This window comes from Nocardia cyriacigeorgica (assembly GCF_005863245.1).
GTDB lineage: Bacteria > Actinomycetota > Actinomycetes > Mycobacteriales > Mycobacteriaceae > Nocardia > Nocardia cyriacigeorgica_C.
Genome location: NZ_VBUT01000007.1, coordinates 1 through 24,543 on the forward strand (window position 1 = coordinate 1; position 24,543 = coordinate 24,543).

Below are 24,543 nucleotides of genomic sequence, written 5' to 3' on the forward strand. Positions count from 1 at the left end.
GCACGCGGCATCGGCCCGGCGGCGCATCATGTGCCGGAAGAAGGCGTCGTGTGGGTTCGACGGAGCAGTGCTCATAGGGGGACGCTATCCACGCCGGTCGGCTACGCAGTAGTACGAGACCGAGCAGTCTGCACGGCGCTGCGCGGGTTCACATCCGTCGCAAAGCCCTCTCGCGCTGGAGAATCCAATCCGGCATCTGGGCAAGCAGCTAATCCGCGGTCAGCGGAATTGTCCACCGGCGAGCATACGGTCACGCGCAGCGTGAACGGCATGAAGCTGTAGGGTTTATGCGGTGAACGAGCTGCTTACCGCCGTTCACAGGGAGGGATTCGATCGTGATAGCACGCAGGCGACGGCCGCCGATTCGGCTGAGGCAGAGCACCGCTGAGCCTCGGCAGCAGGAGCTTCGTGTAACCGAACACGAGCCCAAGTCGATCTGATGGCCCACTACCCCGCCGAACGAGCAGACGTCGCCGTCCCCGCGCAGCCTCGCTACGGCATGGAAACCGTCTCCGACATGCTGCGGATGTCGAACTCACGCGAATGGCGCGATCTGTTTTCACTGGAACTCCAGCAGCCGCTGCCGAACGTGTGCAGTGAGCACGGGCGACCTGCCGTCGACCGCTGGAAGACGGTCGTCACCTTCCGCCGAACCTCGCGTGGGATCGAGCAGCAGGGTGTTGGCGTCACCCTTCGAGGGTTCGGTGCCGACATCTTCAAACTCGGCATCAATATCCCGCCGGTCGCCGGAGATCTCCACGGCGAGTGGCCGGTATGCGCGAAATGCGTTCGCCGCACGACGCTATTGCGTTGGGTGGCCCGCGTTTTGATCGTCATCGGCCTCCCGCTCCTGCCTGCCCTCCTGATCGCCCTCCAGCTCGGTGTCGACCGCATCCACCCCGCATGGGTCGTCGCGTTCTTTCCCGGCTGGTTCCCGGTCGGCCTGTTCATCGCGATGCTCGTGTACCAGGCTGCGGCTCAATTCATTCGCTTCGCCCCAATCGTCGATCCGGACAAGATAACGATTCGAGCCCACCCGGATTTCGCCACAGCCGTAGCCGAACAGCGGGGCTGATCTCCGCGCCGCGGCGGCGAAGTATTCACGTCGTCGCGGCTGTTGGATCCGTACCGAGGTCGATAATCTCCGGCGGATCCCAGCACAGGACATTGAGGCAACTCTCGTCCACGAGGAAGAACTCCCGCATCCCGCCTTCCTGTGCACGCCAAAACGATGGCCGACGCCGCTCCAGATCCAGCCAGCCGCCGCCCATGACCTCCCACAACCAGCCATTGGGTTCGCTGTAGGTGTTCCAGTACTCGGTGAGGTCCTGCTCGTCCATCACCCGGAATCCCACGGGTCGACGGAAGACGACCTGGGCATAGGAAAAGCCGGCGCCTTGGATGGCGATTGTCAGGTCGCCGTCGTAGTGGAGGTCTCGCACCACCTTGCGTGAGTATCTCGCGGACTCGGCTACCAGACGGCATTGCGGTTCACAGGTGTATACATGGTCGGCTTCATCGTTGCCGGTGCCGTGCATCATCGTTGAATCATCCCCATACTCCGATCATCCCGAATCAGCAGGTATGCCCGCGGCAGCAAATTACTTGCCGCCTGCAGCGAATCTCGTGCGACAGACCGGTTCGCGAACTCTTCGGTGCGAGCCGAATGGCATCGAGGGCGTGGCGAGCGTCATGTCGACCGGCACGCCGGAATCCCGAGATTCGCACTGGAAGTCGTCGATGCCAGGGCCGCCCGGGTAGTGCCGACCGCATACCGCCGAATCGGAGGTGAGGGTCGGCTATGGTGATCGCGATGAACGGGGAGCGACGGGCCGGCGCGGCCATTCGGTCGATATTCGGTGCCGGGCTCATGCTTGCGGCCCTGCGGTCGGCGGATGCATTTCCGACGACCCGCCTGCCGCGACCGTTCCGCTGACGATCAACGACTACGGCCGGCCGCTGTCGGAGGAAATGCAGCGTCGGCTGTGGGTAGCGGCGAAGATACGGGCGTTGGATCCGTGCGGATTCATGGATATGGGCGAGGTCGGCGAGCTGGGCGAGGTAGAGCAGTTCGGGCCCGACCCGTACGGCGGTCCCGGATCGTGCCGGGCGGGGGTTGTGCCGCCAGGCATCGCGCCGAAGTCCTTCGGGCTGGCCGAGATCACCGTCGATCTGGAGCGGGAGGCACCTGACGCGGGCACGGAGCCACTGACCGAGGATGGGCTGGTGTACGCCGACGAGATGTACGACGGCAGCAGCCTCGGCTGCGGACGGCTGATCCGCCTCGACATACCAGAAGCACGCGATACCTCCGGTCGCTCGATCGACGGTGCGTTCATGAGCGTTGTCGCCGAAGGCTTCGGGCGCTCCCCCGACGGCGGCAACGACCTCGCACGGAACTGCGCGATCGCCGATCGGCTCACCATCGGTGTCGTGGACTTGATCCGCGGCGAGCAATCTCCCCAGCGTGCCGATGCGGATATCGCCGCGCCGCTAGGTGACCGCACGTCCTGCGACCTGTTCGAGCACATGCCGCAGGACTACCGGGTCGACGACTGGGTTCCGACGTCGAGCCCGTACCTGTGTGATTTCGATGTGGCCGGGCCGGGAATCGGAACCAACGACGGTTCGGTGCGCGCCCTCATCGACACCCGGATGGACGAGGAGGCAATCGATCCCGGTCCGCTCGAGGAGGAGATGGCGCCGACCCGGCATCCCGTCGACGACCATCCGGTTCTGATTCTCACCAAGGATGACGTCTGCCGGGCACGGATGCCGGTCGGCGACGTCATCGACGGCAACCGCTCCGGATTCGACCTCGACGAGCACGATGCGAACATGGGCCGAGTGCGCACGGTTATCGAGCTCGAGGGCACATGCGCCGCGGTTCAGCCGCTACTGCCCGCGGTGGTCGCCAGCTTCGGGTGAACCGATAGCGGCGGCACCGGGAAGCGGGCCGCCGCCGAAGCCGCCGCACGCGCCGAGCGAGCAGCGGCTGTGCGGGTCGGCACCCGACCCGCACACGACCACCGGTCCCGCCCTCAACCGAGATCGCGCGACCGCGGACGAACAACGCTCGACGCCAGACCCGGCGCGGTGAACTCGCACACCGGCGAAGGCACCGGTTCACCCGGGTCCGGTTCATCCAGCCGGTCGAGGAGCCATTTCCGCACCCCCTGCAACTGCCCGATGAGGTCGTCGACTTCGGCCAGTTTCCTGCGGTACACCTCCGCCGACGCCTCGCACGAATCACCGGATGGGTTGCCGGCTTGCAGGCATTCGACGAACGGGCGGATCTCCTCCAGTTCGAAACCGCACTCCTGCAGGGTGCGGATCTGGCGCACCACGCGGTAGTCGTCCTCGCTGTAGACGCGATATCCGCTGGCGTCGCGGCTTGCGCGCAGGAGCCCGCGCGACTCGTAGTAGCGCAGGGCGCGCGTGGTAGTCGACGCGCGTTCGGCCAATTCCCCGATCCGCATCCCGGTCCTTTCCGATCCGCGCAGGTGCGCGCTACCGGTGACAACCGCCCGCGGCCGGATCTTCATCCGGACCGGGTCAGGTCAGGTGCTTGCGCAGCACTTCCTGGTGGGTCGGGCGGGCGGCATCGAGGCGTTCGCGGCCCGCGGCGGTGAGTTTCAGGAAGTTGGCGCGACGGTCGAAGTCGCAGGTGGCGCGCTCGACGAGCCCGGCCTTCTCCAGCCTGGTCACGGTGCGCGACAGCGCGCTCTGGCTCAGGTACATCTCGGTCTCGATGTCTTTCATCTTGACCTTCTCCGCCTGCGCTTCGCCGCAGCGCCCGCCGAGGACCTGGAGCAGCTCGAACTCGCTGAGGCCGAGCTGATGCTGTGCCTGTAGCGCGCTCTCCAGCTCACAGGACGTGCCGTGGTAGAGGCGGAGCGTTTCGGACCACTTCGCGCAGACATCTTTGTCGGTGTCGTGGTACATGAGCCGAGGTTAGCATGTCAAGGCATTTTATGCACGTGCATTACATGTGTTGACATTCAATGCGTGTGCATTTAAGTTACCTTTCGTGACCACGACAACGGCACCCCAGAACCTCACTGCTCCTACTACTTCCGAACCAACCGCGAGTGGTTGGGGGCCCAAGCTGTGGGCCATCCTGTTCGTCGCCGGTCTGGCGATGTTCCTCGACGCGCTCGACGTCTCCATGGTCGGCGTCGCGCTCCCCTCGATCGGCGAAGACCTGGGCCTGGACACCTCTGCGCTGCAGTGGATCGTCAACGGCTACATCCTCGGCTACGGCGGACTGCTGCTGCTGGGCGGACGAGCCGCCGACCTGCTCGGCCGTCGCCAGGTCTTCCTGACGGCACTCGTGGTCTTCGGAATCGCCTCGTTGATCGGCGGCATCGTCGATGACGGCGCGTTGCTGATCGCCACCCGCATCATCAAGGGCGTCGCCGCCGCCTTCACCGCACCGGCCGCGCTGTCCATCATCACGACCACCTTCAAGGAAGGCCCCGACCGCAACCGGGCCCTGTCGATCTTCACCATCTTCGGCGCCACCGGCTACGCCTCCGGCCTGATCGTGTCGGGCCTGCTCACCGGCATCGACTGGCGGCTCACCTTCTACATGCCGGTCGTCGTCGTCGCGATCGTGACGGTCACCGCCTACTTCGTCATCCCGCGCAACGTCGAAAAGGAAGAGGGCCGTATCGATTTCACCGGCGCGGTGCTGCTGACCGGCGGCATGCTGGCGGCGGTCTACACGATCGTCACCGCTCCGGAGACCGGCTTCACCCCCACCGTCATCGCGACCACCATCCTCGCCGTCGGCCTGCTGTCCACGTTCTTCGTGGTGGAGAACCGGGTGAGCCACCCGCTGGTCCGGTTGAGCATCTTCAAGGTGAAGTCGATCGTGCGGGCGAACCTGGCCGCACTGGCGATCTTCGGTTCCTACCTGAGCTTCCAGACCATCGTGTCGCTCTACCTGCAGAACACGCTGGAGTGGGAGCCGCTGCAGATGGCGCTGGCGATGGCGCCGACCGGCATCATCGTCGCGATCCTGTCGCCGATCGCCGGCAACTTCATCGACCGCTTCGGCACCACCCCGATGATCCTGGCCGCCCTGACCTCGTTCGTGGCCGGCTACGTGTGGTTCCTGACCCGCGGCGGCAGCGCCGACCCGAACTACCTGGTGGACTACCTGCCCGCGTTCCTGCTGCTCGGTCTCGGCTTCGCACTCGGGTTCTCCGCGGTGATGGTGCAGGCCACCGAGGGCATCGCCGACCATGAGCAGGGCCTGGCCTCGGGTCTGGTGCAGACCTCGTTCCAGATCGGCGGCGCGGTCGTGCTGGCCATCGCGACCGGCCTGATCAGCGACGCCGCCACCGACGGCATCGCCGGCTACCGGCCGGGGCTGTACCTGGTGACCGCGGTCGCCGTGATCGGCCTGATCGCCTCCGCCTCGGCGGTGCTTGCCCGCAAGCAGGCGGTGGCCGAGCTCGCGTAAGCGGATTCGACAACTGAACAGCAGTGGGGTCGCCGGATCGGCGGCCCCACTGCCGTACGTACCGGGCGTCGCCCGACCCGAGTCGTGGCCATTCCCAAATCGGATCCTGGCGCGAACGCCAGGACCTCATGGGTTACCTCGGCGTAAGCAACTCCACTGAAAAGTACGTACTTGCTGGGTTGTTCCGACGATTCGACACTCGGAGGTGACGACGAGGTCCCAGAACCTCACCGCCGAATGATCGGAGATCGCCATGACCGAACCCACGCCCGTCACCGTCCTCGGGCTGGGCTCGATGGGCAGCGCACTCGCCGGAGCTCTGCTCGCGGCAGGCCATCCCACCACGGTGTGGAACCGAAACCCGCAGCGCGCGGCGGCTCTGGTGGACTCCGGCGCGCTTCCACGGCTGCGGATCGCGTGCGCGGTAGCCGACAATCATGTGATCGTCTCGTGCCTCAGCACTTTCGCGGTCACCCGCGAGGTTCTCGCCGAGGCAGATCTGCGTGACCGTGACCTGATCACCCTGAACAGCGGCAGCCCCGCCGAGGCACGGGAATTCGCACAGTGGACGACCGGCCGCGGGGCGCGCTACCTCGGCGGTGCGATCAAGAACGTCCCGTCCGCTGTGGGTGATCGGGACACGTTGCTGTACTTCGGTGGCGATCGGGCCGTCTTCGACGAGCATGCGGAGCTCTTGCGTGTGTTCGGCGGTGAGATCGAATTCCTCGGCGCGGAACCGGATCTCGCCGCGCTCTACGAGGCAGCCGTGGGTGCGACGCTGCTGCCCGCCCTGCTCGGCTTCCTCGAGGGAGCGGCGGTGCTGGCCGCGCGCGGTCGCGAGGCGCGGACGATGGTCGGCTATTCCGTGAAATGGTTGCAGATGATCGAGTCGATTCTTCCGGTCATCGCCGAGGAGATCGATCACCGCGACTACACCCGCCTCGGCGCCTCGGTCGAGGTGTTCCACCATGCGATCGAGCAGGATCGGCAGATCGGCGCCGAATCGGGCGTCGATATGTCCTGGCACGAGCCGATGCACGAATTGTTGCGGCAAGCGGTCGCCGAAGGGAGGGCTGAGCAGAGCATCACCGCGCTCATCGAACTGCTGACCGACGACAGCTGACGTGCGGACCGTGGACCCGGCGGTGCGGTTGGCGCTCCGACCCGCGCCCCCAGTTGGGTCGCACCCGCGAGTCACCGCAGGGTGTTCTCATCCGAGCTGCTTGAGGTTCTTCATCGTGAACCGGGAGTTGACGCGCCCGATCTTCGGGATCGTCATCACCTTCGTGCGCAGGAATACCTCGTAGGAGTCCAGATCCGCGACGGCGACGCGCGCGAAATAGTCGGGGGTGCCGAACAACCGGCGCAGCTCCCTGACCTCGTCGAGCCCGGTCATCGTCTCCTCGAAGCGGGCGACGGTTTCAGCATCCTGGCCTTCCAGAGTGAGATCGAGCAACACCTCGAACGCCCGCCCGACCGAGCCGGGGTCGATGACGGCCCGGTAGCCGCGGATGACGCCCTCCGATTCGAGCCGCTGCACCCGCCGCAGACAGGGCCCCGGGGTGAGCCCTACCCGGCCGGCCAGTTCGACGTTCGTCAATCGCCCGTCAGCCTCCAGCTCGGCGATGATTGCGTGATCCAGCGAGTCCATGCATTCATATTGCGCTGACTGCCCGATTCCGCGCAATGTATGCAACCAAAGAGCAAGCGAATTGCGCGACCATTATCGGGTGCAGCAACTCGACCCGACGCCCGCCCTCGCGGTGCCCTCCAGATCCCGGCAGGACCAGATCGCCGCGGGTATCGCCGATTCGGTGTCGGCCGGCCTCGGGATCTTTCCGCTGGGCATCGCACTCGGCCTGCTGGTGGTGCAGGCGGGGCTGCCGTGGTGGCTGACGCCCGCGCTGTCACTGGCGGCGTTCGCCGGTTCGCTGGAACTGCTACTGGTCGGCATGGTGGCGGCGACCGCGCCGCTGGTTGCGGTGGCGATCACCGTGTTCGTGGTGAACTTCCGGCACGTGTTCTATGCGTTCTCCTTCCCGATTCACCTGGTGCGCAACAGGTTCGCGCGGGTGTACAGCGTGTACGCGATGATCGACGAGGCGTACGCGGTGTCCGCGGCGCTGCCGCCCGCGCAGCGGTCGGGACCCCGCCTGCTGACGATGCAACTCGCCTCGCAGGCGTACTGGGTCGGTGGCGGTCTGGTCGGCGTCGCGATCGGTGCGGTGATCCCGGGGCCGATCAAGGGGCTGGAGTTCGCGCTGTGCGCCCTGTTCACGGTGCTCGCGCTCGATGCCTGCCGCTCCCGGCGCGACCTGCCGTCGGTGCTGCTCGCGGTGCTCGCCGTCGGCACTGCGCTGATCCTGACGCCGCACGTCGCGCTGTTCGTGGCGCTGCTGGCGTTCGTGGCGCTGCTGTTGATCCGGTATCGGCTCGCCGGGCGCAAGGCGGTGGCCGTCGATGCCTGATACCGGCTATCTGCTGGCGGTGCTGGTGATCGTCTTCTCGATCACCTTCGCCCTGCGCGCGGTCCCGTTCGCCGTGCTGAAACCGCTGCGCCGCTCGCATCTGGTGCGCACGCTCGCGGTGTGGATGCCGGTCGGCATTCTCGCGATCCTCGCAGCTACCAGCCTGCACACCACCATCGCCGAGGACGGCGCGGCGCTCTACGCAGTGCTCGCGGTGGCCGTGACCGCCGCCGTCCATCTGCTCTGCGGCCGGCGCACCCTGCTCAGCGTCGGAATCGGGACAGGTGTGTATGTCGTGTTGCTCAATCTGCTCTGATCCACATAGACCTTCGCCAACCAGTGAGGAGCGTGCCCGCCCATGACCGACCCGGCTGATCGACCCTGCTACTTCCGCCGGATCGGTGCGCAGCGATACCTGCCGACCGAGTACACCGGCGGTGCGTGGCGGGCCGACGAGCAACATTTCAGCCCACTCGGCGGTCTGATCGTGCACGCCATCGAAACCGCACGCGCCCGCGACGGCCGGCCCGAGCTGGCGATGAGCCGGATCACCTTCGACATCCTCGGCCAGATCGGCCGGGAGGAATTCGACATCGAGGTCCGCACGATACGGCCGGGACGCACCATCGAGTTGACCGAAGCCACCGTCGTCATCGCGGGACGTCCCGTGGTCAGCGCCCGCGCCTGGCTGCTGGCGACGCAGGACACCAGCGCCGTCACCGGAGGTGAACCCGATCGGCTGCCCGCACCCGAATCACTCGAGCGGTGGCGGATCGGCGAGCTGTGGCCCGGCGGCTACATCACCTCCCTCGACGTCCGGACCACCGCCGCACCGCAACCGGGCCGCACAACGGCCTGGATCTCGACGCCGGTCGCGCTGCTCGACGGCGAACCCAGCAGTTCGCTCGCCGATTTCGTCGCTCTCGTCGACACCGCCAACGGCATCGCGGTCCGCCAGGATCCCCGGAAGTGGATGTTCCCCAACGTCGATCTCTCCATCCACCTCTACCGTCAACCGCAGGGGTCGTGGACCGGGCTCGACACCTCCGTCGTCTTCGGCGAGCAGGGCCAGGGTCTCACCACGACCGTCCTGCACGACGTGCACGGGCCGGTCGGTCGCGCGGAGCAAATCCTCACCGTTCGTCCGCTCGGCTGACGGATCCGTCGCGGCTTGCCTTGACCTCGACGTCAACCTCTAGCGTCGGCCCCGTCCGACAACAGCGACAGGAGACGACGATGACCACCACCAGCAACGCGGTGACCACGGTGACGGATGCGACGTTCGCGAACGAGGTTCTGCGCTCGGAACTTCCGGTTCTGGTCGACTTCACCTCCGACCACTGCGGCCCCTGCCGGATGATCTCACCGGTCCTCGCCGAGATCGCCGCGCAAACACCGCAGTTGAAGGTGGTGACCCTCGATGTGGACGCCAATCCGGAGATCAGCGCCGCCTACGCGGTGATGGCGATGCCGACGTTGATGGTGTTCCGGTCCGGCGAACCGTCGAAGCGGCTGGTCGGAGCGCGCTCCAAGCGACGGCTGCTCGACGAGATCGCCGACGTCCTCTGAGGTGGTGTGGCGGTCGGGCGCGTGGTCATCAGGCGTCGTCGAGCAACTGACGCGGTGCGGCCTGGCGCCAGGAGTCGGCGACGATCGCCTCCATTTCCTCGCGGTCGTCGAGGGCGGCCAACCGCACCCGCACCCACGCGTTGGCCGCTTCGTGCGAGGCGATCCAGAACTTGGCGGGTTCGGCGGCGACGAGTTCATCGCGTTCGATGATGGGACAGCGGACCGCCATGGAGGTTTCGGCTTCGGGAAGGGTGAGGAAGAGCTTGCCCGCCACCCGGAACGTGGGCATGCCCCAGGTGAACTGCTCCGCGGTCTCGGGTAAGGACAAGGCGAAGGCGCGGACATCGTCCCCGGTGGCACTCATGCGCCGAATTCTTCCAAACCCCACCGACACTGCCCGGCGCCTCTCATCGCAGGCGACGGGTTGGATCCGGCGCTCTGGGCGCCGAGCGTGACGGCCACCGCCGCTGCCCTGCCGACTGGGCCGCCAGACCTGCCTGCCGGGTTCGGTGCGTCGCGAGTCGCTCGATGTGCCCGCCGGCCCATCGTGGAAGAATTTCCGGCATGACGAATGCCGAGTGGGCGGCCGTCGACCGGTACCTGGTCGACACCGTGGTGGGCGACGCCGACGCGGATGTGCTGGAAGCCAACGCGGCCGCCGGGTTGCCCGCGATCGACGTCTCGCCGGCGCAAGCGAAGTTCCTGCATCTGATCGCGCGGTCGATTCGCGCGCGGCGGGTGCTGGAGATCGGAACGCTCGGCGGGTACAGCACCCTGTGGCTGGCACGGGCCGTCGGACCGCAGGGCCGGGTGGTCACCATGGAGTACGAGCCGAAGCACGCCGAGGTCGCGCGAGCGAATCTGGACCGCAAGGGCGTCGGCGAGTGGGTCGATATCCGCGTCGGCGCCGCGCTCGACAGCCTCCCGGCGCTCGAAGCCGAAGGCCAGGACCCGTTCGACCTGGTGTTCATCGACGCCGACAAGGTCAACAACGCCAACTATGTGCGCTGGGGCCTGCGGCTGACGCGGCCCGGATCGGTCATCATCGTCGACAATGTGGTGCGCGGCGGAAAGATCACCAACGGCCACTCCGAGGACGCGGCGGTCCGCGCGAGCCGCGAAGTACTGGAACTGATGGACAGCGAACCGCGACTGGACGCCTCCGCGCTGCAAACCGTCGGCAGCAAAGGATGGGACGGGTTCGCGTTCGCGCTGGTCACCGGCTGACGGGCAAGCCCGGGCGCCCCACTGTGGTTATCGTGGGGACATGGGCGTGATCGGCGAACTGTTCCCCGGCAAGAAGCTGACCGACGAAGGCAGCGCGGACAGCAATGGTGAACCGCATCGTCCGCAGCTCGATATCGATCTGAGTGCGGGAGTCATCCGGGTGACGGGCACTGCGAAACCTGGCTCCGAACCAGAGCCGGAAGACTAATCGACGCCCGGCCGCACAGCGCCGGTGCCGGATGCGGATCTCCTGCCTCGCTACACCGCCACCTGCGCCGACGACGCCGGCGGATGGATGACACCGGCAAATCCCCGGTCCAGACTGTAAGTATTGCGTTGCACGGCTTTACCGGAGTTTCCCTCGACGACGGTGACCGTATTACCGTTGCGTGCGACCACTAGGCCGATATGGTTCTGATGGCCCCACACGATCATGTCGCCGGGTCGTGCGCCCGACACGTTATCGGCCCAACCCCACCGCCGGGCATCCGACCAGACCGCACTGACCAGGTTCTTATTGGTCCAGTTCACATCCATGCCGGCTTGCGTCCACGCCCAGTCGGTGAACGAAGCACACCACTCGTTGTTGATGTTGTACGGCCGGTTCACCCGGTTGTCGGCGTACTCGGAAACACCGATCTCGCCTTCCGCAGCCCGAATGGCGGCGTCGATCGCAGCCACACCGGTCGACGGCGAAAAGCTCGCCGCGTTGGCCGTCCACGGTGTCGGATATGGCGAGGAACCGCTCGAGCGCGTATAGCTCGCCGGGGCGGCTCCACCTGACGGCACACTGATCGGACTCCGCCCGCCCATCGTGCTCGCAGCATTGGCCATCACCGGCTTCGCACCCTGCGTTGCCGCGCGAATCGCGTTGGCTTTCTCCTGGATCCGGGTGCTCGCGTCATCGATGAGGTCGTGCACATCACCGGTGGTGCGCAACGCGATGGCGGCAAGGCGACCGGCGACGTGCGGCGCGATGTAGTCCTGGTCTTTGCTCGGGCCAGGAGCATTCGCGAGGGCTTCGCTCAGGGTACGAACTTTGCCCATCACCTGACGATAGGTGCCGTCAGCAGTGCTGAAGGTCTCCGACACCGAGCCGTCAACCCTCTTGCCCTTGGTGTCCAGTTCGTTCTCGATGGCCTGGAAATCGCTTTTGCGCGAACCGTATTTCTCCAGTATGACCGTCTTCGCCTCGACACCGTCGATATCGGAGTTGCGCAGCAGCTTCGCTTTTCGCAGCTGTTCCAGCAGATCCGGTTGCGCGGCCGGCTCACCCGAGGCGAACTGCATGACGCTCGCCCGCAGCGCATGCTTGACCATCCTGACGACCGACACCAGGCCCGGCGGGAAGTCGCCGCGGACGGGGATACCGTCGATTTCCGCGAGATCGGTCTGCAAGCTCATAGACGGCACCGCCTTTCGGCCGACCGGATTGCCGTCCCCCGTGGGCTGACATACAGGAGCATCCGGATCCTCACTCGCCCACGACCATCAGGTCACCCGATGAACGACACCTGCGACGCCTCGAGTATCACCGATTCCCAACCTTGGGAATGAGCCACGACGATATTTCCCCGGCGGCGCGTCTCGGCGGCAACCCTGGACAGTGCGGCATATCGCCGGCAACCTGGCCGCCGGACCGTTTCGCTTCGAGAAACGGATGCGTTTCGAGCTGTACCCAGGAATGAATCTTCCGAAGGAGACAGGCAATGCCACGCTCGAGCTTGATGTCGCGCTTCACCACCGGCCTGGCGGCGACCGCCGCGGCCGCCATGCTGTTCACCGGGCACGCTGCCGCCGAACCGCAGACCGTCGACTGGACCGCCGCCGCCGAGCAGTTGCGCGAGGTCGCGACCGGCAACCCGGCCGCCGAACAGGCCATCGACCGGATGCTGGCCGACCCGCAGCGCCTCGACGACGCCGCCGAGGAGGTGGCGCTGCCCGCGCAGCCGTTCCAGATCCCGGCCCAGTCCGATATCGGGCGCGGCGGCGGCGCCGGGGTCTACGGTTCCGGCGTCGCACTGGGCATCGACGGCTTCCGCTTCGGATTCTTCGGCGGCCCCGGCACCATCGCCCCGAACCAGACCGGCGCCAAGCTCGAGGTGATCTGGCTGAACCTGTCCAACGGACGCAGCGGCACCGAGGTGCTCACCGAGCACAACGACATCCCGGTCGACACCACGATCCGTTCGCGCGTGATCGATCCGGGGCCGGGCATGGTCGTCGCCGCGGTCTACGGCACCCTGTGGCACCGCTGGTCGGTTCCGGTCAGCGATCAGCACCCGGACGGGTTCCAGTACCAGAAGGCGACCATCTCGTTCCCATCCATGGGAGCAGTCGTCAATTGACAGCCGTCACTCACTGAGGTCGGGCGCGTTCTGTGAGGTCACGGGCGCGCCCGCGCTCATCTGGGGGTTTGTCCGCCAGGGCGGACATAGGGTCCGATATGTCGCGTTTGGCTGTGACCTGTCACACGTGCGCTGCTACGGTAGGCATCCGATATGCCCGTTCGATTCGCTAGGTCGAGTACCGACGCGAGAGTTCTGTGGAGGTGTTCGTGGTGAACCTGGCGCATACGCTGGAAGCCGTCAAAGCGCTGGGGGTGTTGCGCTCGCGTGGGGTCAGCGATCCCAAAGCGCCGCTGGAAACCCTGAAGACCATGAAGGAGACGCGGGTCTACGGCCCGCACGCCGCGCTGGTCCGGCATTCGGCCCGGATCGCTCCCGACCAGGTCGCACTGGCCGACGAGCGCGGTGAACTCACCTACCGCGAACTCGACGAGCAGTCCACCGCCGTCGCGCGCGGCCTGAAGTCCGCAGGCCTGACCGAGGGCATGGTCGTCGGCGTCCTGGCCCGCGATCACCGCGGCCTGATCCTGGCCGAGGTGGCCGCCGCCAAGCTCGGCGTGCGGATCGCACTGATGAACACCGGCTTCGCCAAGCCACAGTTCGCCGAGGTGTGCGCCCGTGAGAAGGTCAAGGCGGTGCTGCACGACAGCGAGTTCCTCGGCCTGCTCGACGCCCTGCCCGCGGATATGCCGCGGTTTCTGACCTGGGTCGATGAGGGTGCCGCAGTGCCCGAGGGCGCCACCACCTTCGATGATCTGATCGCGGCGAACTCCACCGAGCCGCTGCCCGCCCCCAGCAAGCCGGGCGGCTTCATCATCCTGACCAGCGGCACCACCGGCCTGCCCAAGGGCGCCCCGCGCACCAAGGTGACGCCGATGGCCACCGCGCAGTTCGTGGACCGGGTGCCGTTCCCGCGCCGCGGCACCATGGTGATGGTCTCGCCGCTGTTCCACAGCACCGGGCTCGGCACCTGGCTGGTCGGCACCGTGCTCACCAACAAGATCGTGATGCGGCGCCGCTTCGACGCCGAGGCCACGCTGAAGATGATCTCCGATCACAAGGCCGAGATGCTGGTCGCGGTGCCGACCATGCTGCACCGGATGACCGAGCTGCCCGCCGAGGTGCGGGCCAAGTACGACCTGTCCTCGCTGAAGGTGATCCTGCTGGCAGGCTCGGCGCTGGCGCCGGAGCTGTGCACCCGGGCCACCGAGGTGTTCGGGCCGGTGCTCTACAACCTCTACGGCTCCACCGAGGTCGCCATCGCCTCCATCGCCACCCCCGAAGAACTGGCGAAGGCGCCCGGCACCGTCGGCCGCCCGCCGATCACCTGCGATGTGCGGCTCTACGACGACAACGATCAGCTGGTGAAGGACAAGAACGTCACCGCCCGCATCTTCGTGCGCAGCGGCGCGCCGTTCGAGGGCTACACCGACGGCAGGCACAAGCAGATCATCGACGGCTACATGTCCAGCGGCGACGTGGGCCACTTCAACGATGACGGCCTGCTGATGGTCGACGGCCGCGATGACGACATGATCGTTTCCGGCGGCGAGAACGTCTTCCCGCAGGAGGTGGAGCAGCTGCTGCTCGAACGCGAAGACGTTTTCGACGCGGCCGTGGTCGGCGTCGACGATGTCGAGTTCGGTAAGCGCCTGCGCGCCTTCGTCGTCCCCGAGCCCGGCCACACCCCCGACGCCGAGCAGATCAAGACCTTCGTCAAGGAGAACCTGGCCCGGTACAAGGTGCCGCGCGAGGTGATCTTCCTCGACGATCTGCCGCGTAACCCGACCGGCAAGCTGCTGCGCCGGGTGCTGGTGGATTACCAGGTCGAACAGTAATTCGCAGCTGCCGATGCCGGGGTCGAGGTGACATCGACCCCGGCATCGGCGTCCCTGAGACGAGCAACACAACTCGCGAGTAATGCTTGCTATTGTTAGCACCAGCACTGGATCCCGAGGTTGCGATCCACCCCACCCCGGTCACGGTGGCTGGATCGCGGAAGGTTGTTTGCCGCATGTCTCTGTCGACCCCCGCCCCCGTCCGCAAGGCGCGTGACCTCGCCCTGGGCGTGAATGTCATGGTCAAGCGCGGGTTGTTCAACCCGCTGCGCCTCGATCACGGGGCCCGCTCGTTCATCAACATGCGCAGGTTCGGCCCGTTCGCCGGCGTCGTCATGCATGCCGCGCAGACCCGGCCGAATGCCGCCGCGATCGTCGACGACCACGGCGAACTCACCTTCGGCCAGCTCGATGAGCTCTCCAACGCCTTCGCCCGCGGACTCGCGACCATGGGCATCGGTCAGGGCGATGTGGTCGCGGTGCTGGCCCGCGACCATCGCGGCATGGTGCTGAGCCTGCTGGCCACCGGCAAGCTCGGTGTGCGCGCGGTTCTGATGAACACCGGATTCGCCAAACCGCAGTTCGCCGACGTCGCCGAGCGCGAAAAGATCAAGGCGGTACTGCACGACAGCGAGTTCTTCGACCTGATGAGCGCCATCCCCGCCGATATCCCCCGCGTCCTCACCTGGGTGGACGAGAAGGACGGCGCCGATCCCTCGATCCCCACCATCGAGTCGCTGTCGGCGGGCCGCTCCACCGAGTCCATGCCCGCCCCGGCCAAGCCCGGCGGCATGGTGATCCTCACCAGCGGCACCACCGGCACGCCGAAGGGCGCGCCGCGCGATCGGGTCAGTCCGTTCATGTCGGCCCAGTTCCTGGACCGGGTTCCGCTGCCCAAGAACGGCACCATGGTGATGGCGGCGCCGATCTTCCACGGCACCGGCCTGTCCCAGTTCACCCTCGGTCTCGCGCTCGGCAACCGGGTGATCTTCCAGCAGCGCCGCTTCGATCCCGAGCTGACGCTGGCCAATATCGTGAAGCATCGCGCGGATTCGCTGGTCGTGGTGCCCACCATGTTGCAGCGCATGCTCGACCTGCCCGCAGACGTGCTCGCCAAATACGACATGACGCCGCTGAAGGTGATCTTCGCGGCCGGCTCGGCGATTCCGCCGGACGTCGTGGTGCGCACCGCCGAATACTTCGGCGACGTGCTCTACAACCTGTACGGCTCCACCGAATGCGCGGTGATCACGGTGGCCACGCCGGAAGATCTGCGCAAGGCGCCGAGCACCGCGGGTCGCCCGCCGGCGGGCATCCGGATCGCGCTCTACGACGAGAACCGCAAGCTCATCACCGAGCCGAACGTCACCGGCACAATTTTCATCGAGAACGCGCACGGCTTCCGCGCCTACACCGACGGCCGCACCAAGGAGCGGGTGGACGGGATGATGTCCAGCGGCGACGTCGGCCATTTCGACGAAGACGGGCTGCTGTTCATCGACGGCCGCGACGACGACATGATCGTCTCCGGCGGCGAGAACGTCTTCCCGCAGGAGGTCGAGCACCTGCTGTCGAACCGCCCCGACGTGCTGGAAGCGGCCGTCGTCGGCGTGGACGACCGCGAGTTCGGCAAGCGGTTGCGCGCCTTCGTGGTGCCCGGACCGGACTCCGCGCGCGACGTCCAGGAGATCAAGGACTACGTCAAGCAGAACCTGGCCCGCTACAAGGTGCCGCGCGAGGTGATCTTCCTCGACGAACTGCCCCGCAATGCCACCGGCAAGCTGCTGCGCAAGCCGCTGGTCGAGATGGACGTCGACGCGACCTGAGGTCCGCCCGCTACCTCCGATCGCCGAGGTAGTCATCGGCCGAATACCGCTCAGTTATCATCAGCGCGTGATTATCGGATTCGGCCGACCCCCTGCGGATGACCGCAGCGGCATCGCGCGGTTGCGCGGTGGGGCGGCCGGATCGTTGTCGGGTGCGGTGTCGGTGGCGGCGCACGGCTGGGCCTCGGGTGGGATGGCGCCGAGCAGCGCCACCCTCGCCCTGCTCGTCGCGGCCGCCGCGGTCGTCGGCGCGCTGGTCGCCGGGCTCGCGCCATTGCGGACCGGATCAGCCGGACTGGTCACCGTTCTCGCGGCGGGCCAGCTCCTGGGCCACCTCAGCATGGGCTGGGGCTCCGGACATCTGCATCACGGTGACCTGCAACTGACGCCCGCGATGATCGCCGCGCACCTCGTGGCCGTCGCGGTCGCGGCCATCCTCATCCGGGGCACGGAATTCGCCTACCGCATCGGCGGCTCGGCACTGGCGCGGGTACTGCCGCTGCGGTATCACCCGCCCGCGATCGCCGGGCCCGCGCCGCTGCGCACCAGTTATCGTGATCGCGTCATCCTGTGGGTGCTCGCGGCCGAATCGACGCGGACGCGTGGTCCGCCGTCGGCTGTTCGTCTCTGAGTTCCCTCCCCGGACACAAGACGATGTGCGCGATGCCGCACGCATTGCGCGTGATCGCCGTAGTCCCGTGTCGTTGCCACTACCGCTCTGCGTGAATTGGTGCGGTTCCGTTCCGGCTCGCCGCGGTCGCCTGTGCGTGTTCAGCGCTACCCGAAGACACGTGAGGTCGCCGCACACGCGGACGGATGCGTCGCCATCCGGTCGTGTGATTGCCGTGTGATCACGCACGTGACGCGCCGGCGCCGGTACGTGAGCGGCCGGCGGTGCGCAGCGGCGCACCCTTCGGCACAACGCGCTGGACGCTTGTGTTGCCCGGTCCGATCCGAGCAGCGGTGATCCAGCGTTCGCGCGATCGTCTCTGTGCGTCCGGGGTCCATCTCGCCCACTCTTATGCGCTGTCGTCGAACACCCCAGGTCGTACCGAAGGTGCACGTCGACGGCCGGGCGTCTCATACCAGGACATAGTCGAACAACGATGAGTACCACCGATATCGAGACTCCGCAGCAGGAGTCCGCTTCCCCACCCGGACCGCGACGGTCCGGCGTGGGTGCCGCCGCGCGCGCATTGGCGCTGCGGCTGCATTTCTACGCCGGCGTCTTCGTCGGTCCGTTCATCCTGATCGCGGCGATCACCGGCGCGCTGTACGCGATCTCGCCGACGCTGGAGTCGATCGTCAACCGCGATCTGCTGCACGTCGAATCAACCGGGCCCGCACAACCGATCTCGGCGCAGGTCGATGCCGCCGTCGCCACCCGCCCCGATCTGACGCTGGTCGCGGTCGCACCGGCGCCCGAATCCGGCGACACCACGCGGGTCATCTTCAGCGATCCGGCGCTCGGTGAATCCGAACGCCGCGCGGTGTTCGTCGACCCGGCGACCGCGACACCGGTCGGCGAATCGGTGGTCTACGGCAGTTCGGGTGCGCTGCCCATGCGCACCTGGATCGACAAACTGCACCGCGACCTGCACCTGGGCGAACCCGGTCGGCTCTACAGCGAGCTGGCCGCGTCCTGGCTGTGGGTGATCGCGCTGGCCGGCCTGCTGCTGTGGGTGCGGCGAGTGCGGGCGCGGCGCGACCGCAATTCCGCAGGCTGGCTGCTGCTCCCGGACCGCTCCGGAAGCGGACGCGGACGCACCCTGAATTGGCATGGCGCCGTGGGTTTCTGGACCCTTCCCGTGCTGTTGCTGCTGGCGGCGACGGGTATGACCTGGTCGACCTATGCCGGCGAGAACATCGCGAACCTGCGGGAGAACCTCAGCTGGACCACGCCCGCCGTCAGCACCGCGCTGCCCGGCTCGGACGCGCCGGCGACGCATGCGGGCGGCGACCACCATCACGGTGGATCGACGCCGATGCCGACCGGTAACCCGGGTGATCGGGTGGCGCAGCTGGATCGGGTGGTCGAGGCCGGACGTGCTGCCGGCATCGATCGGCCCGCCGAAATCGCGATTCCCGCCGACGATGCGACGGCGTTCTCGATCAAGGAACGGCGCATGCCCGGTACCTACACCGTCGACGCCGTCGCGGTCGACGGCGCCACCGGTGCGATCACCGCGCGCCTGCCCTACGCCGACTGGCCGCTGATGGCCAAACTGTCCAACTGGGGCATCCAGTTCCATATGGGCCTGATGTTCGGCCTGCTCAACCAGCTGCTGCTGCTCGCGGTGATGATCGGGCTGATCACCGTGATCGTGCGCGGTTATCTGCTCTGGTGGAAGCGGCGACCCACCCGCGAGGCCGGGCGGATCGCCGTCGGCAAGCCACCACAGCGCGGATGGTTGCGGCGTAGTCCGCTGGTGCTGATCGTGCCGCTGGCCGCGGTCACGGTGGTGATCGGCTGGTTCGCGCCGCTGATCGGGATCAGCCTGCTCGCGTTCCTGGTGGTCGACGTGATCGTCGGCCTCGTCAGGAGCCGCGCCACCGCCTAGCTCCGATTCCGCGACGTAGGCCCGCCGGGCGGTGGGCCTGGTTCGTCGTGCGATACATCGCCTCGGTGCTGAGCCGAGGATTGGGTTCCGCGGCGCCTCGAACAATCAGGCGTAGGCCGGCGCGCGGGCGTACTCGCTGATCGAGTGTGCCTTCTCGTTCGACTGCGCGCGCCCGGTCGAGTGCGCCCGCTGTCTCGTCGGGATCGACTGTGCCCGAACGAATTCGGAACCGAAGCCGTGCGGCTCACGCCTGCCTCGGCAACGAGTCTGCGCAGCCATGCCCACGTCACCGCACGGGCGGCAACGACGGCTGCACAACCACGTCGGGTCGTCACCTGTCGGCATCGGCGGTACCGATACGACCCGCCTTCACCTCTACACACAGAACAAGGAAAGAACTCTCATGAAGATCACCAAGCTCGCCCTGATCACCGTCGCCGCGACCACCGCGCTCGGACTGACCGCTGCCACCGCACAGGCCGCGCCCGAGCCGGAGACAGAGGCGGTCGGCTTCACCGCGACGGCGACCGAGACGTCGAGCATCATCAGCACCGACGCGGGCTCCCTCGTAGTCGAGGACCGCGTGCTGAAGATCAAGGCGCCCAATGGCACCGTGCTGGCGGGGATGCCGCTCAGCTTCCGGGTCGACGAGTTCGAATTCCCGATCGCCGCCGATATCTCCGGCCGCACCGCGACCCTCACCCCGCAGTTCGACCTGGCCCATGCCGCGTATCGCCCGGTCGCCCTGCCCTTCGAGGACAAGGCCACCTACAAGTCCGAGTACGAGCGCGAGAAGGACGCCTGGAGCCGCATGACCAGCACCATCGGTCTCGGCGCCAGCGTCGCGACCTTGGTCGGCGGAATCGGCGGCGCCGCAGTGGGTTGTGTGCTCGGCGGCATCGCCGGCGCCACCATCGCCTCGGCCACCATCGTCGGATTGTTCGGACCGTTCATCCCCGCGGCCGCCGTCGGCTGCATCGGCGGCGTCCTAGCCGTCGGCAGCCTGGGCGCCGTCGTCGGCCAGATCCTGATCACCGCCCCCGTCGCCATCGGCGCCGCGATCCAGTACATCACCACGATCAACGCCCCGTTCCCAGCCAAGTGATCCGACGCTGCCGTGTCCCGGGCTTCCCGTGCCCTGGGGCACGGCAGCGTTCCCGCGGTCACGCGTGCACGGAACGTCGACGTTCAGCTGCGATGTCCGCCGGGAGCCGCGCTCGTCGATCGCCCTGAAAACGCCTCCGGCGCAAGGCAGTAGGAGGATCGACTCATGACGAGGGGTGAAGAGTCGACCGTCCGGGTAGCAGTCCGGGCGGATCTGGACGAGTGCGTCGAGCTGCTGGCGCAGGTGGCGGCGGAACGCAGGTGGATCGGGCTGGAGCCACCGTTCGATACCGCCGACGCCGCCCGCAAGATGGAGTCGACGATCGGTTCCGGCATGCACGGGGTGTTCGTTGCCGAGGTCGACGGACGGATCGCCGGCATGGCCTCTGTCCGGTTCGACTCGGCCGGTGTCACCGGCTTCGCCATGATGGTCGCCGCGGATCATCGCGGCCGGGGGTTGGGGCCGCAACTGCTGGACCGGGTGATCGAATGGTCTCGGGACAAGGGCGCCCACAAGGTCGGGATGAAGGTGTGGCCGCACAATCAGGCCGCGCTGGCGCTGTATCGCCGGGCAGGCTTCGAGGTCGAAGGCGTACTGCGGCAGCACTTCCGGCGGCGCAACGGTGAGCTGTGGGACGCGGTGATCATGGGTCTGCTGCTGGAAGGCGAACCGTGAAAACCGGCGACGAGCCCAGCGTGCATTGCTGACCGGGGTATTGCGCCGGTGGCCGGCGCCGGTGATCGATCCGGCGCTATCGACCGGCGGCGAGCGGGTTGCTGTCGACTGACGTGCATCCCTGAAGGTGTACCCCCGGAATCGGTCGCGGCGGCGCCTTTCCTGTGAGCCTCGGACTACGGGCGGTACTGCGGCGGGTAGGGCGGCTGTTGCGGGTAGGGCGCGGGGTAGGGCTGGTTCGGGGGTGGGTACGCGCCCTGAGGGTAGGGCGGAGGGGACTGCTGTGGGTAGGCGGGCCGGCCTTGTGGGGGTTGACCGTACGGATGGGGTGGGTACGGCTGGTGGGGTTGATAGGGCGGCGCAGGCTGCTGGGGATGTGCTTGGTGGGGCCGCGGGAATTGTGGCTGAGGTTGGTGCTGCTGCGCGAAAGGCGGTTGCTGGTGCGGCGGGAACTGTTGGGGTTGTTGCTGCCGTTGCTGGTCTCGGCGCTCGGAGTACTTGAGCCAGATGAGCACGCCGATGATGATCACGAAGACGAGGATGCAGAGAACGCCCCAGAACCAGTCGATCTCGTCGCCCTCACCGCCGCCTCCGCCACCGCCGCCGCGCCGGGCCAGGTTCGCATCCGCGGAGGCCGCCCAGACTGTTCCATCGGTCCACACCTGCGGTTCCAGACCGGTCAATACGTCGACGAATTGCATCAGCGGTTCCCCCCTCGACAAGCTCGATCCAGCCGACCCGTGCCGACCGAGCACCGATGCTAGCGCAGGCCACCGACAGCAACCGGACCGGGCGAGCCCACTGTTGGCGTCCAGGCGCGACTTTCGGCGGAATCAGATGCGTGCCCATTCGAGGAAATGCGGCGACCGAGCGGTGTGCCGCCACCACTCGATCGGCGCCCGCGCCGCACCCGTGTCAGACCAGGCGCGGGTTCAATCGTCCAAGCCGCCATGAGGAAACAGCAGTGCGGGCGAGGATTGTGCGAGGCCGGCGGACCGGCCGGTTCGGGAAGCGGGGACCCAGGGCGTTGGCTGCGCCTTGTCCGACGCCGGCGTCGCGGGCCGGGGCCGGGGGCGTCGCTCGCGACGGGTCTGCCTGACGCTGTCGGTGCGCCGGAGGCGCTCGCCTCGTTGCAGCAGGCGCTGCCTGCCGGCCTCGTCATCGTCGTCCGTGCGCCGTTCCAGCAGTTCGTGGTTGTGCTGCACCATGCGTTCGAACACCTGGTCCATGATGTCGTCGACGTCCTCGGCACGAGCCGGTTGACCGGCCACCACGGGCGGGGCGGACACTTCGTCGTGGACATCGGCGGCGCTGTCGGCCGGGTAGACCCGGGACCGTATGCACACGGCGATCACGGCGGTCAGCGCCACGACGACGCAGCAGATCAGGGCCTGGTCCGTCAGCGCGGCGGTCACGGCCTGGTGCGCCGGATCGGCGGCCGGTTCCTGGCCGCTGTCGCCGTTCCCGAAGAGAGACTTGACGATGTTGCCGAGCGTTTCCTTCAGCTCGTCATGATCTTCGGTCATTTTCTTCAACTCGGGCGATTTGCTGTTGAGGTACAGCAGCGTCACCGGAACCAACACCACATTGGCCATGGCGGCGGCGATCGCCACCGACCGTCCGACGCCGATCATCCGATGCAGCTGGGCCCCGATCAAGGCGACCACCGCGGCCGCCGCGATCAACGCGCCCCACCACCCGCTGATCGAGGCCACCGGCTCGTCGAAGATGCGCAGTGCGGGAACAGAGCCGTCGAGCCGACCGAATGCGTCGGTGCGCACATTCCCGTACGGGCCGGAGGCCGACAGCCACGGTTGGCACAGGAGGAGCAGGGTGAACACGCTCAGCGCCGTGATCGACCAGCACTGCCAGCCGGATCGGAATTCCGAACCGGTCCGCATATCGACGTCGGGGTGCCCGTGGGGTGCGTTGTCCATGAAATTCGAATTCAACCTTCGGAATTGCTTATTCCACCCCTGCGCGATATGCGAGGGGCTTGTTCACATCTTTTTGATGAGCCCTTGTCGCCATCGACGTTCACCAGATTAGAGCATCGGATACGCAGGTCAAATGACGTTTGGACGATAAAGAGACCCGCGCCACAATACTTTTCGGTAACTTAGCCTCATGGTCGCCTGCCCAGATTTGGGCGTGCGCGCCGAAAGGCCAGCATCGAGAAGTTTTCGGTGCGTCCGCAAACCACCGAGGTGCCGTGACGGCGTAGTGCAGCCTGTGACCAGACCCACGCGTATCGAGCGACCCGCCATCGGAGCCGACGATCACCCCACGCGATGTGCGCCCGCCGCAGGCGCTGCGATGAATACCCGCGGCTCGGGCAAACCGTTGCCGACCAACCCATCTCGCACCGCGGCGGTCACCTGATCGACAGCATCCTGGTCGACGAGTGCGATGACGCTGCCGCCGAACCCACCCCCGACCATCCGGGCCCCATACGCACCGGCCGCCAGCGCATCCGTCACGACGGCATCCAACGCCGGCGTCGACACCTCGAAATCCTCGCGCAACGAGGTGTGCGAGGCCGTCAGCACAGGCCCGATCTCGCGGGGGTCGGCGCCCCCACACAGCAGCGCGACAACCTCGAGGACCCGCGCGTTCTCGCCGACGACGTGTCGCGCTCTACGACGCAGTACCGGGTCGTCCAGCCGAGCGAGGGCGTCGAGGGAGTCGATCTCGCGCAGCGACCGCACACCCGATTCGGCTGCTGCGGCCAGACATTGGGCGCGGCGTTCGGCATAGCCGCTCTCGGCGAGGCGATGCGGATGGCCGGTGTCGACCACCAGTAATTCGAGGCCGGATCCGCGCAGGTCGAACGGAATCTGTTCGGCAGCGCCCGGTTCCGCACGGTCGAAGCGCCGGACATCGAGGAACAGCGCATGCCCTTCGGTGCACAGGATCGCCGCCGACTGGTCCAGGATGCCCGTCGGCACACCGACGTACCGGTTCTCCGCGGTGCGCGCCAGGTCGATCAGCTCGCGGTCGGACAGCCCGAGTTCGAACAGATCTCGCAGCGCGATGGCGACCGAGCAGCACAGCGCGGCCGACGACGACAGGCCCGCCCCGATCGGCACCCGGCCGTCGATGCGCAACTCGACCCCGCCCACCGGATGGCCCCGCCGCACGAACTCGGCCACGACGCCCAGCGGATACCTCGCCCACTCGGGCAGCGCGACACGCTCGTGCTCGAGCGCGCCCAGCCCGAGCGCGGTCCGCTCCCCCGGTCGCTGCCGCGATCGGAGCAGGATCCGGTCGTCGCTGCGGCGCCGGCCCGCGCACTCGACGGTCATCGGTAGCGCGATCGGCAGCACGTATCCGTCGTTGTAGTCGGTGTGCTCGCCGATGATGTTGACCCGGCCGGGCGCCACCCAGGTCGCGAAGCCGTCGTTGCCATCGTCGGGCATCGCTCCACTCTACGAGACACGCCGTGCGAGCAGTGGT

At 67.2% G+C, this 24,543-nt stretch carries 26 protein-coding genes; 18 read left to right on the plus strand and 8 right to left on the minus strand.

What is annotated here, in order from left to right; all coding sequences use genetic code 11:
• Window positions 1–439: 439 nt before the first annotated feature.
• The gene (locus FEK34_RS18335; RefSeq protein WP_138449183.1) at window positions 440–1,075 is read left to right on the plus strand and encodes a hypothetical protein; all 636 of its coding nucleotides are present in this window, start codon (window positions 440–442) and stop codon (window positions 1,073–1,075) included.
• Window positions 1,076–1,100: 25 nt separating this feature from the next.
• Here FEK34_RS18335 and FEK34_RS18340 read toward each other — a convergent pair whose 3' ends face one another.
• Entirely contained in the window at window positions 1,101–1,541 is a 441-nt protein-coding gene (locus tag FEK34_RS18340) for a hypothetical protein (protein WP_138449185.1), read from the minus strand.
• 469 nt (window positions 1,542–2,010) lie between these two features.
• Between FEK34_RS18340 and FEK34_RS18345 the strand changes: the two genes are divergently transcribed.
• Window positions 2,011–2,928, plus strand: coding sequence for a hypothetical protein (locus FEK34_RS18345; protein ID WP_138449187.1), 918 nt, complete (start codon window positions 2,011–2,013; stop codon window positions 2,926–2,928).
• Window positions 2,929–3,041: 113 nt separating this feature from the next.
• Here the strand turns inward: FEK34_RS18345 and FEK34_RS18350 are convergent, their stop codons facing one another.
• Window positions 3,042–3,479: a MerR family transcriptional regulator gene (locus FEK34_RS18350; protein ID WP_138449189.1), complete on the minus strand. Its 438-nt coding sequence runs from the start codon at window positions 3,477–3,479 to the stop codon at window positions 3,042–3,044.
• A 76-nt stretch (window positions 3,480–3,555) separates the two neighbouring features.
• On the minus strand, window positions 3,556–3,945 hold the full coding sequence (locus FEK34_RS18355) for a MarR family winged helix-turn-helix transcriptional regulator (protein ID WP_138449191.1): 390 nt from the start codon (window positions 3,943–3,945) through the stop codon (window positions 3,556–3,558).
• Between the two features lie 196 nt (window positions 3,946–4,141).
• Between FEK34_RS18355 and FEK34_RS18360 the strand changes: the two genes are divergently transcribed.
• Complete coding sequence (locus tag FEK34_RS18360) at window positions 4,142–5,470, plus strand: MFS transporter (protein ID WP_138449832.1); 1,329 nt, start codon at window positions 4,142–4,144, stop codon at window positions 5,468–5,470.
• Window positions 5,471–5,723: 253 nt separating this feature from the next.
• A complete protein-coding gene (locus tag FEK34_RS18365) occupies window positions 5,724–6,593 on the plus strand; it encodes an NAD(P)-dependent oxidoreductase (protein ID WP_138449193.1) in 870 nt (289 codons plus the stop codon).
• Between the two features lie 87 nt (window positions 6,594–6,680).
• Here the strand turns inward: FEK34_RS18365 and FEK34_RS18370 are convergent, their stop codons facing one another.
• Window positions 6,681–7,121, minus strand: a complete 441-nt coding sequence (locus tag FEK34_RS18370; protein ID WP_138449195.1) for an Lrp/AsnC family transcriptional regulator — start codon at window positions 7,119–7,121, stop codon at window positions 6,681–6,683.
• A gap of 79 nt (window positions 7,122–7,200) precedes the next feature.
• On the opposite strand from FEK34_RS18370, the gene FEK34_RS18375 reads away from it, so the two are divergent.
• From FEK34_RS18375 to FEK34_RS18390, 4 genes are all read left to right on the plus strand, one after another.
• On the plus strand, window positions 7,201–7,938 hold the full coding sequence (locus FEK34_RS18375) for an AzlC family ABC transporter permease (RefSeq protein ID WP_249359374.1): 738 nt from the start codon (window positions 7,201–7,203) through the stop codon (window positions 7,936–7,938).
• The gene (locus tag FEK34_RS18380) at window positions 7,931–8,254 is read left to right on the plus strand and encodes a branched-chain amino acid transporter permease (protein ID WP_138449199.1); all 324 of its coding nucleotides are present in this window, start codon (window positions 7,931–7,933) and stop codon (window positions 8,252–8,254) included. Before FEK34_RS18375 ends, FEK34_RS18380 begins: the two co-directional genes overlap by 8 nt.
• Before the next feature lie 42 nt (window positions 8,255–8,296).
• Window positions 8,297–9,094, plus strand: coding sequence for a thioesterase family protein (locus FEK34_RS18385; RefSeq protein ID WP_138449201.1), 798 nt, complete (start codon window positions 8,297–8,299; stop codon window positions 9,092–9,094).
• Window positions 9,095–9,174: 80 nt separating this feature from the next.
• Window positions 9,175–9,507 carry a thioredoxin family protein gene (locus FEK34_RS18390; protein WP_138449203.1) on the plus strand — a complete coding sequence of 111 codons (333 nt, stop codon included), beginning with the start codon at window positions 9,175–9,177 and terminating at the stop codon, window positions 9,505–9,507.
• 28 nt (window positions 9,508–9,535) lie between these two features.
• On the opposite strand, the gene FEK34_RS18395 is transcribed toward FEK34_RS18390, so the two are convergent.
• Window positions 9,536–9,871: an MmcQ/YjbR family DNA-binding protein gene (locus tag FEK34_RS18395; protein ID WP_138449205.1), complete on the minus strand. Its 336-nt coding sequence runs from the start codon at window positions 9,869–9,871 to the stop codon at window positions 9,536–9,538.
• Between the two features lie 200 nt (window positions 9,872–10,071).
• Between FEK34_RS18395 and FEK34_RS18400 the strand changes: the two genes are divergently transcribed.
• Window positions 10,072–10,734 carry an O-methyltransferase gene (locus FEK34_RS18400; RefSeq protein ID WP_138449207.1) on the plus strand — a complete coding sequence of 221 codons (663 nt, stop codon included), beginning with the start codon at window positions 10,072–10,074 and terminating at the stop codon, window positions 10,732–10,734.
• 40 nt (window positions 10,735–10,774) lie between these two features.
• A complete protein-coding gene (locus FEK34_RS30055) occupies window positions 10,775–10,942 on the plus strand; it encodes a hypothetical protein (RefSeq protein ID WP_171048273.1) in 168 nt (55 codons plus the stop codon).
• 50 nt (window positions 10,943–10,992) lie between these two features.
• Here the strand turns inward: FEK34_RS30055 and FEK34_RS18405 are convergent, their stop codons facing one another.
• Window positions 10,993–12,138 carry a CHAP domain-containing protein gene (locus FEK34_RS18405; RefSeq protein WP_138449209.1) on the minus strand — a complete coding sequence of 382 codons (1,146 nt, stop codon included), beginning with the start codon at window positions 12,136–12,138 and terminating at the stop codon, window positions 10,993–10,995.
• A 305-nt stretch (window positions 12,139–12,443) separates the two neighbouring features.
• On the opposite strand from FEK34_RS18405, the gene FEK34_RS18410 reads away from it, so the two are divergent.
• The 8 genes from FEK34_RS18410 to FEK34_RS18445 all read left to right on the plus strand — a co-directional run bounded on the left by FEK34_RS18410 (window position 12,444) and on the right by FEK34_RS18445 (window position 21,851).
• The gene (locus FEK34_RS18410) at window positions 12,444–13,082 is read left to right on the plus strand and encodes a hypothetical protein (RefSeq protein WP_138449211.1); all 639 of its coding nucleotides are present in this window, start codon (window positions 12,444–12,446) and stop codon (window positions 13,080–13,082) included.
• A gap of 212 nt (window positions 13,083–13,294) precedes the next feature.
• A complete protein-coding gene (locus FEK34_RS18415) occupies window positions 13,295–14,920 on the plus strand; it encodes an acyl-CoA synthetase (protein WP_171048274.1) in 1,626 nt (541 codons plus the stop codon).
• A 176-nt stretch (window positions 14,921–15,096) separates the two neighbouring features.
• Window positions 15,097–16,746 carry an acyl-CoA synthetase gene (locus FEK34_RS18420; RefSeq protein WP_138449215.1) on the plus strand — a complete coding sequence of 550 codons (1,650 nt, stop codon included), beginning with the start codon at window positions 15,097–15,099 and terminating at the stop codon, window positions 16,744–16,746.
• A 67-nt stretch (window positions 16,747–16,813) separates the two neighbouring features.
• Window positions 16,814–17,377 (plus strand): hypothetical protein, encoded by a 564-nt coding sequence (locus FEK34_RS18425; RefSeq protein ID WP_171048275.1) that lies wholly within the window; start codon window positions 16,814–16,816, stop codon window positions 17,375–17,377.
• Window positions 17,378–17,852: 475 nt separating this feature from the next.
• The gene (locus FEK34_RS18430) at window positions 17,853–19,307 is read left to right on the plus strand and encodes a PepSY-associated TM helix domain-containing protein (protein ID WP_138449217.1); all 1,455 of its coding nucleotides are present in this window, start codon (window positions 17,853–17,855) and stop codon (window positions 19,305–19,307) included.
• A 403-nt stretch (window positions 19,308–19,710) separates the two neighbouring features.
• Window positions 19,711–20,412: a hypothetical protein gene (locus FEK34_RS18435; RefSeq protein WP_138449219.1), complete on the plus strand. Its 702-nt coding sequence runs from the start codon at window positions 19,711–19,713 to the stop codon at window positions 20,410–20,412.
• A gap of 165 nt (window positions 20,413–20,577) precedes the next feature.
• Window positions 20,578–21,087, plus strand: a complete 510-nt coding sequence (locus FEK34_RS18440; RefSeq protein WP_138449221.1) for a GNAT family N-acetyltransferase — start codon at window positions 20,578–20,580, stop codon at window positions 21,085–21,087.
• Window positions 21,088–21,497: 410 nt separating this feature from the next.
• A complete protein-coding gene (locus FEK34_RS18445) occupies window positions 21,498–21,851 on the plus strand; it encodes a hypothetical protein (RefSeq protein WP_138449223.1) in 354 nt (117 codons plus the stop codon).
• A gap of 168 nt (window positions 21,852–22,019) precedes the next feature.
• Here the strand turns inward: FEK34_RS18445 and FEK34_RS18450 are convergent, their stop codons facing one another.
• The gene (locus FEK34_RS18450) at window positions 22,020–22,988 is read right to left on the minus strand and encodes a hypothetical protein (RefSeq protein WP_138449225.1); all 969 of its coding nucleotides are present in this window, start codon (window positions 22,986–22,988) and stop codon (window positions 22,020–22,022) included.
• Between the two features lie 378 nt (window positions 22,989–23,366).
• Window positions 23,367–24,506, minus strand: coding sequence for a galactokinase (galK, locus tag FEK34_RS18455; protein WP_138449227.1), 1,140 nt, complete (start codon window positions 24,504–24,506; stop codon window positions 23,367–23,369).
• Window positions 24,507–24,543 lie beyond the last annotated feature (37 nt).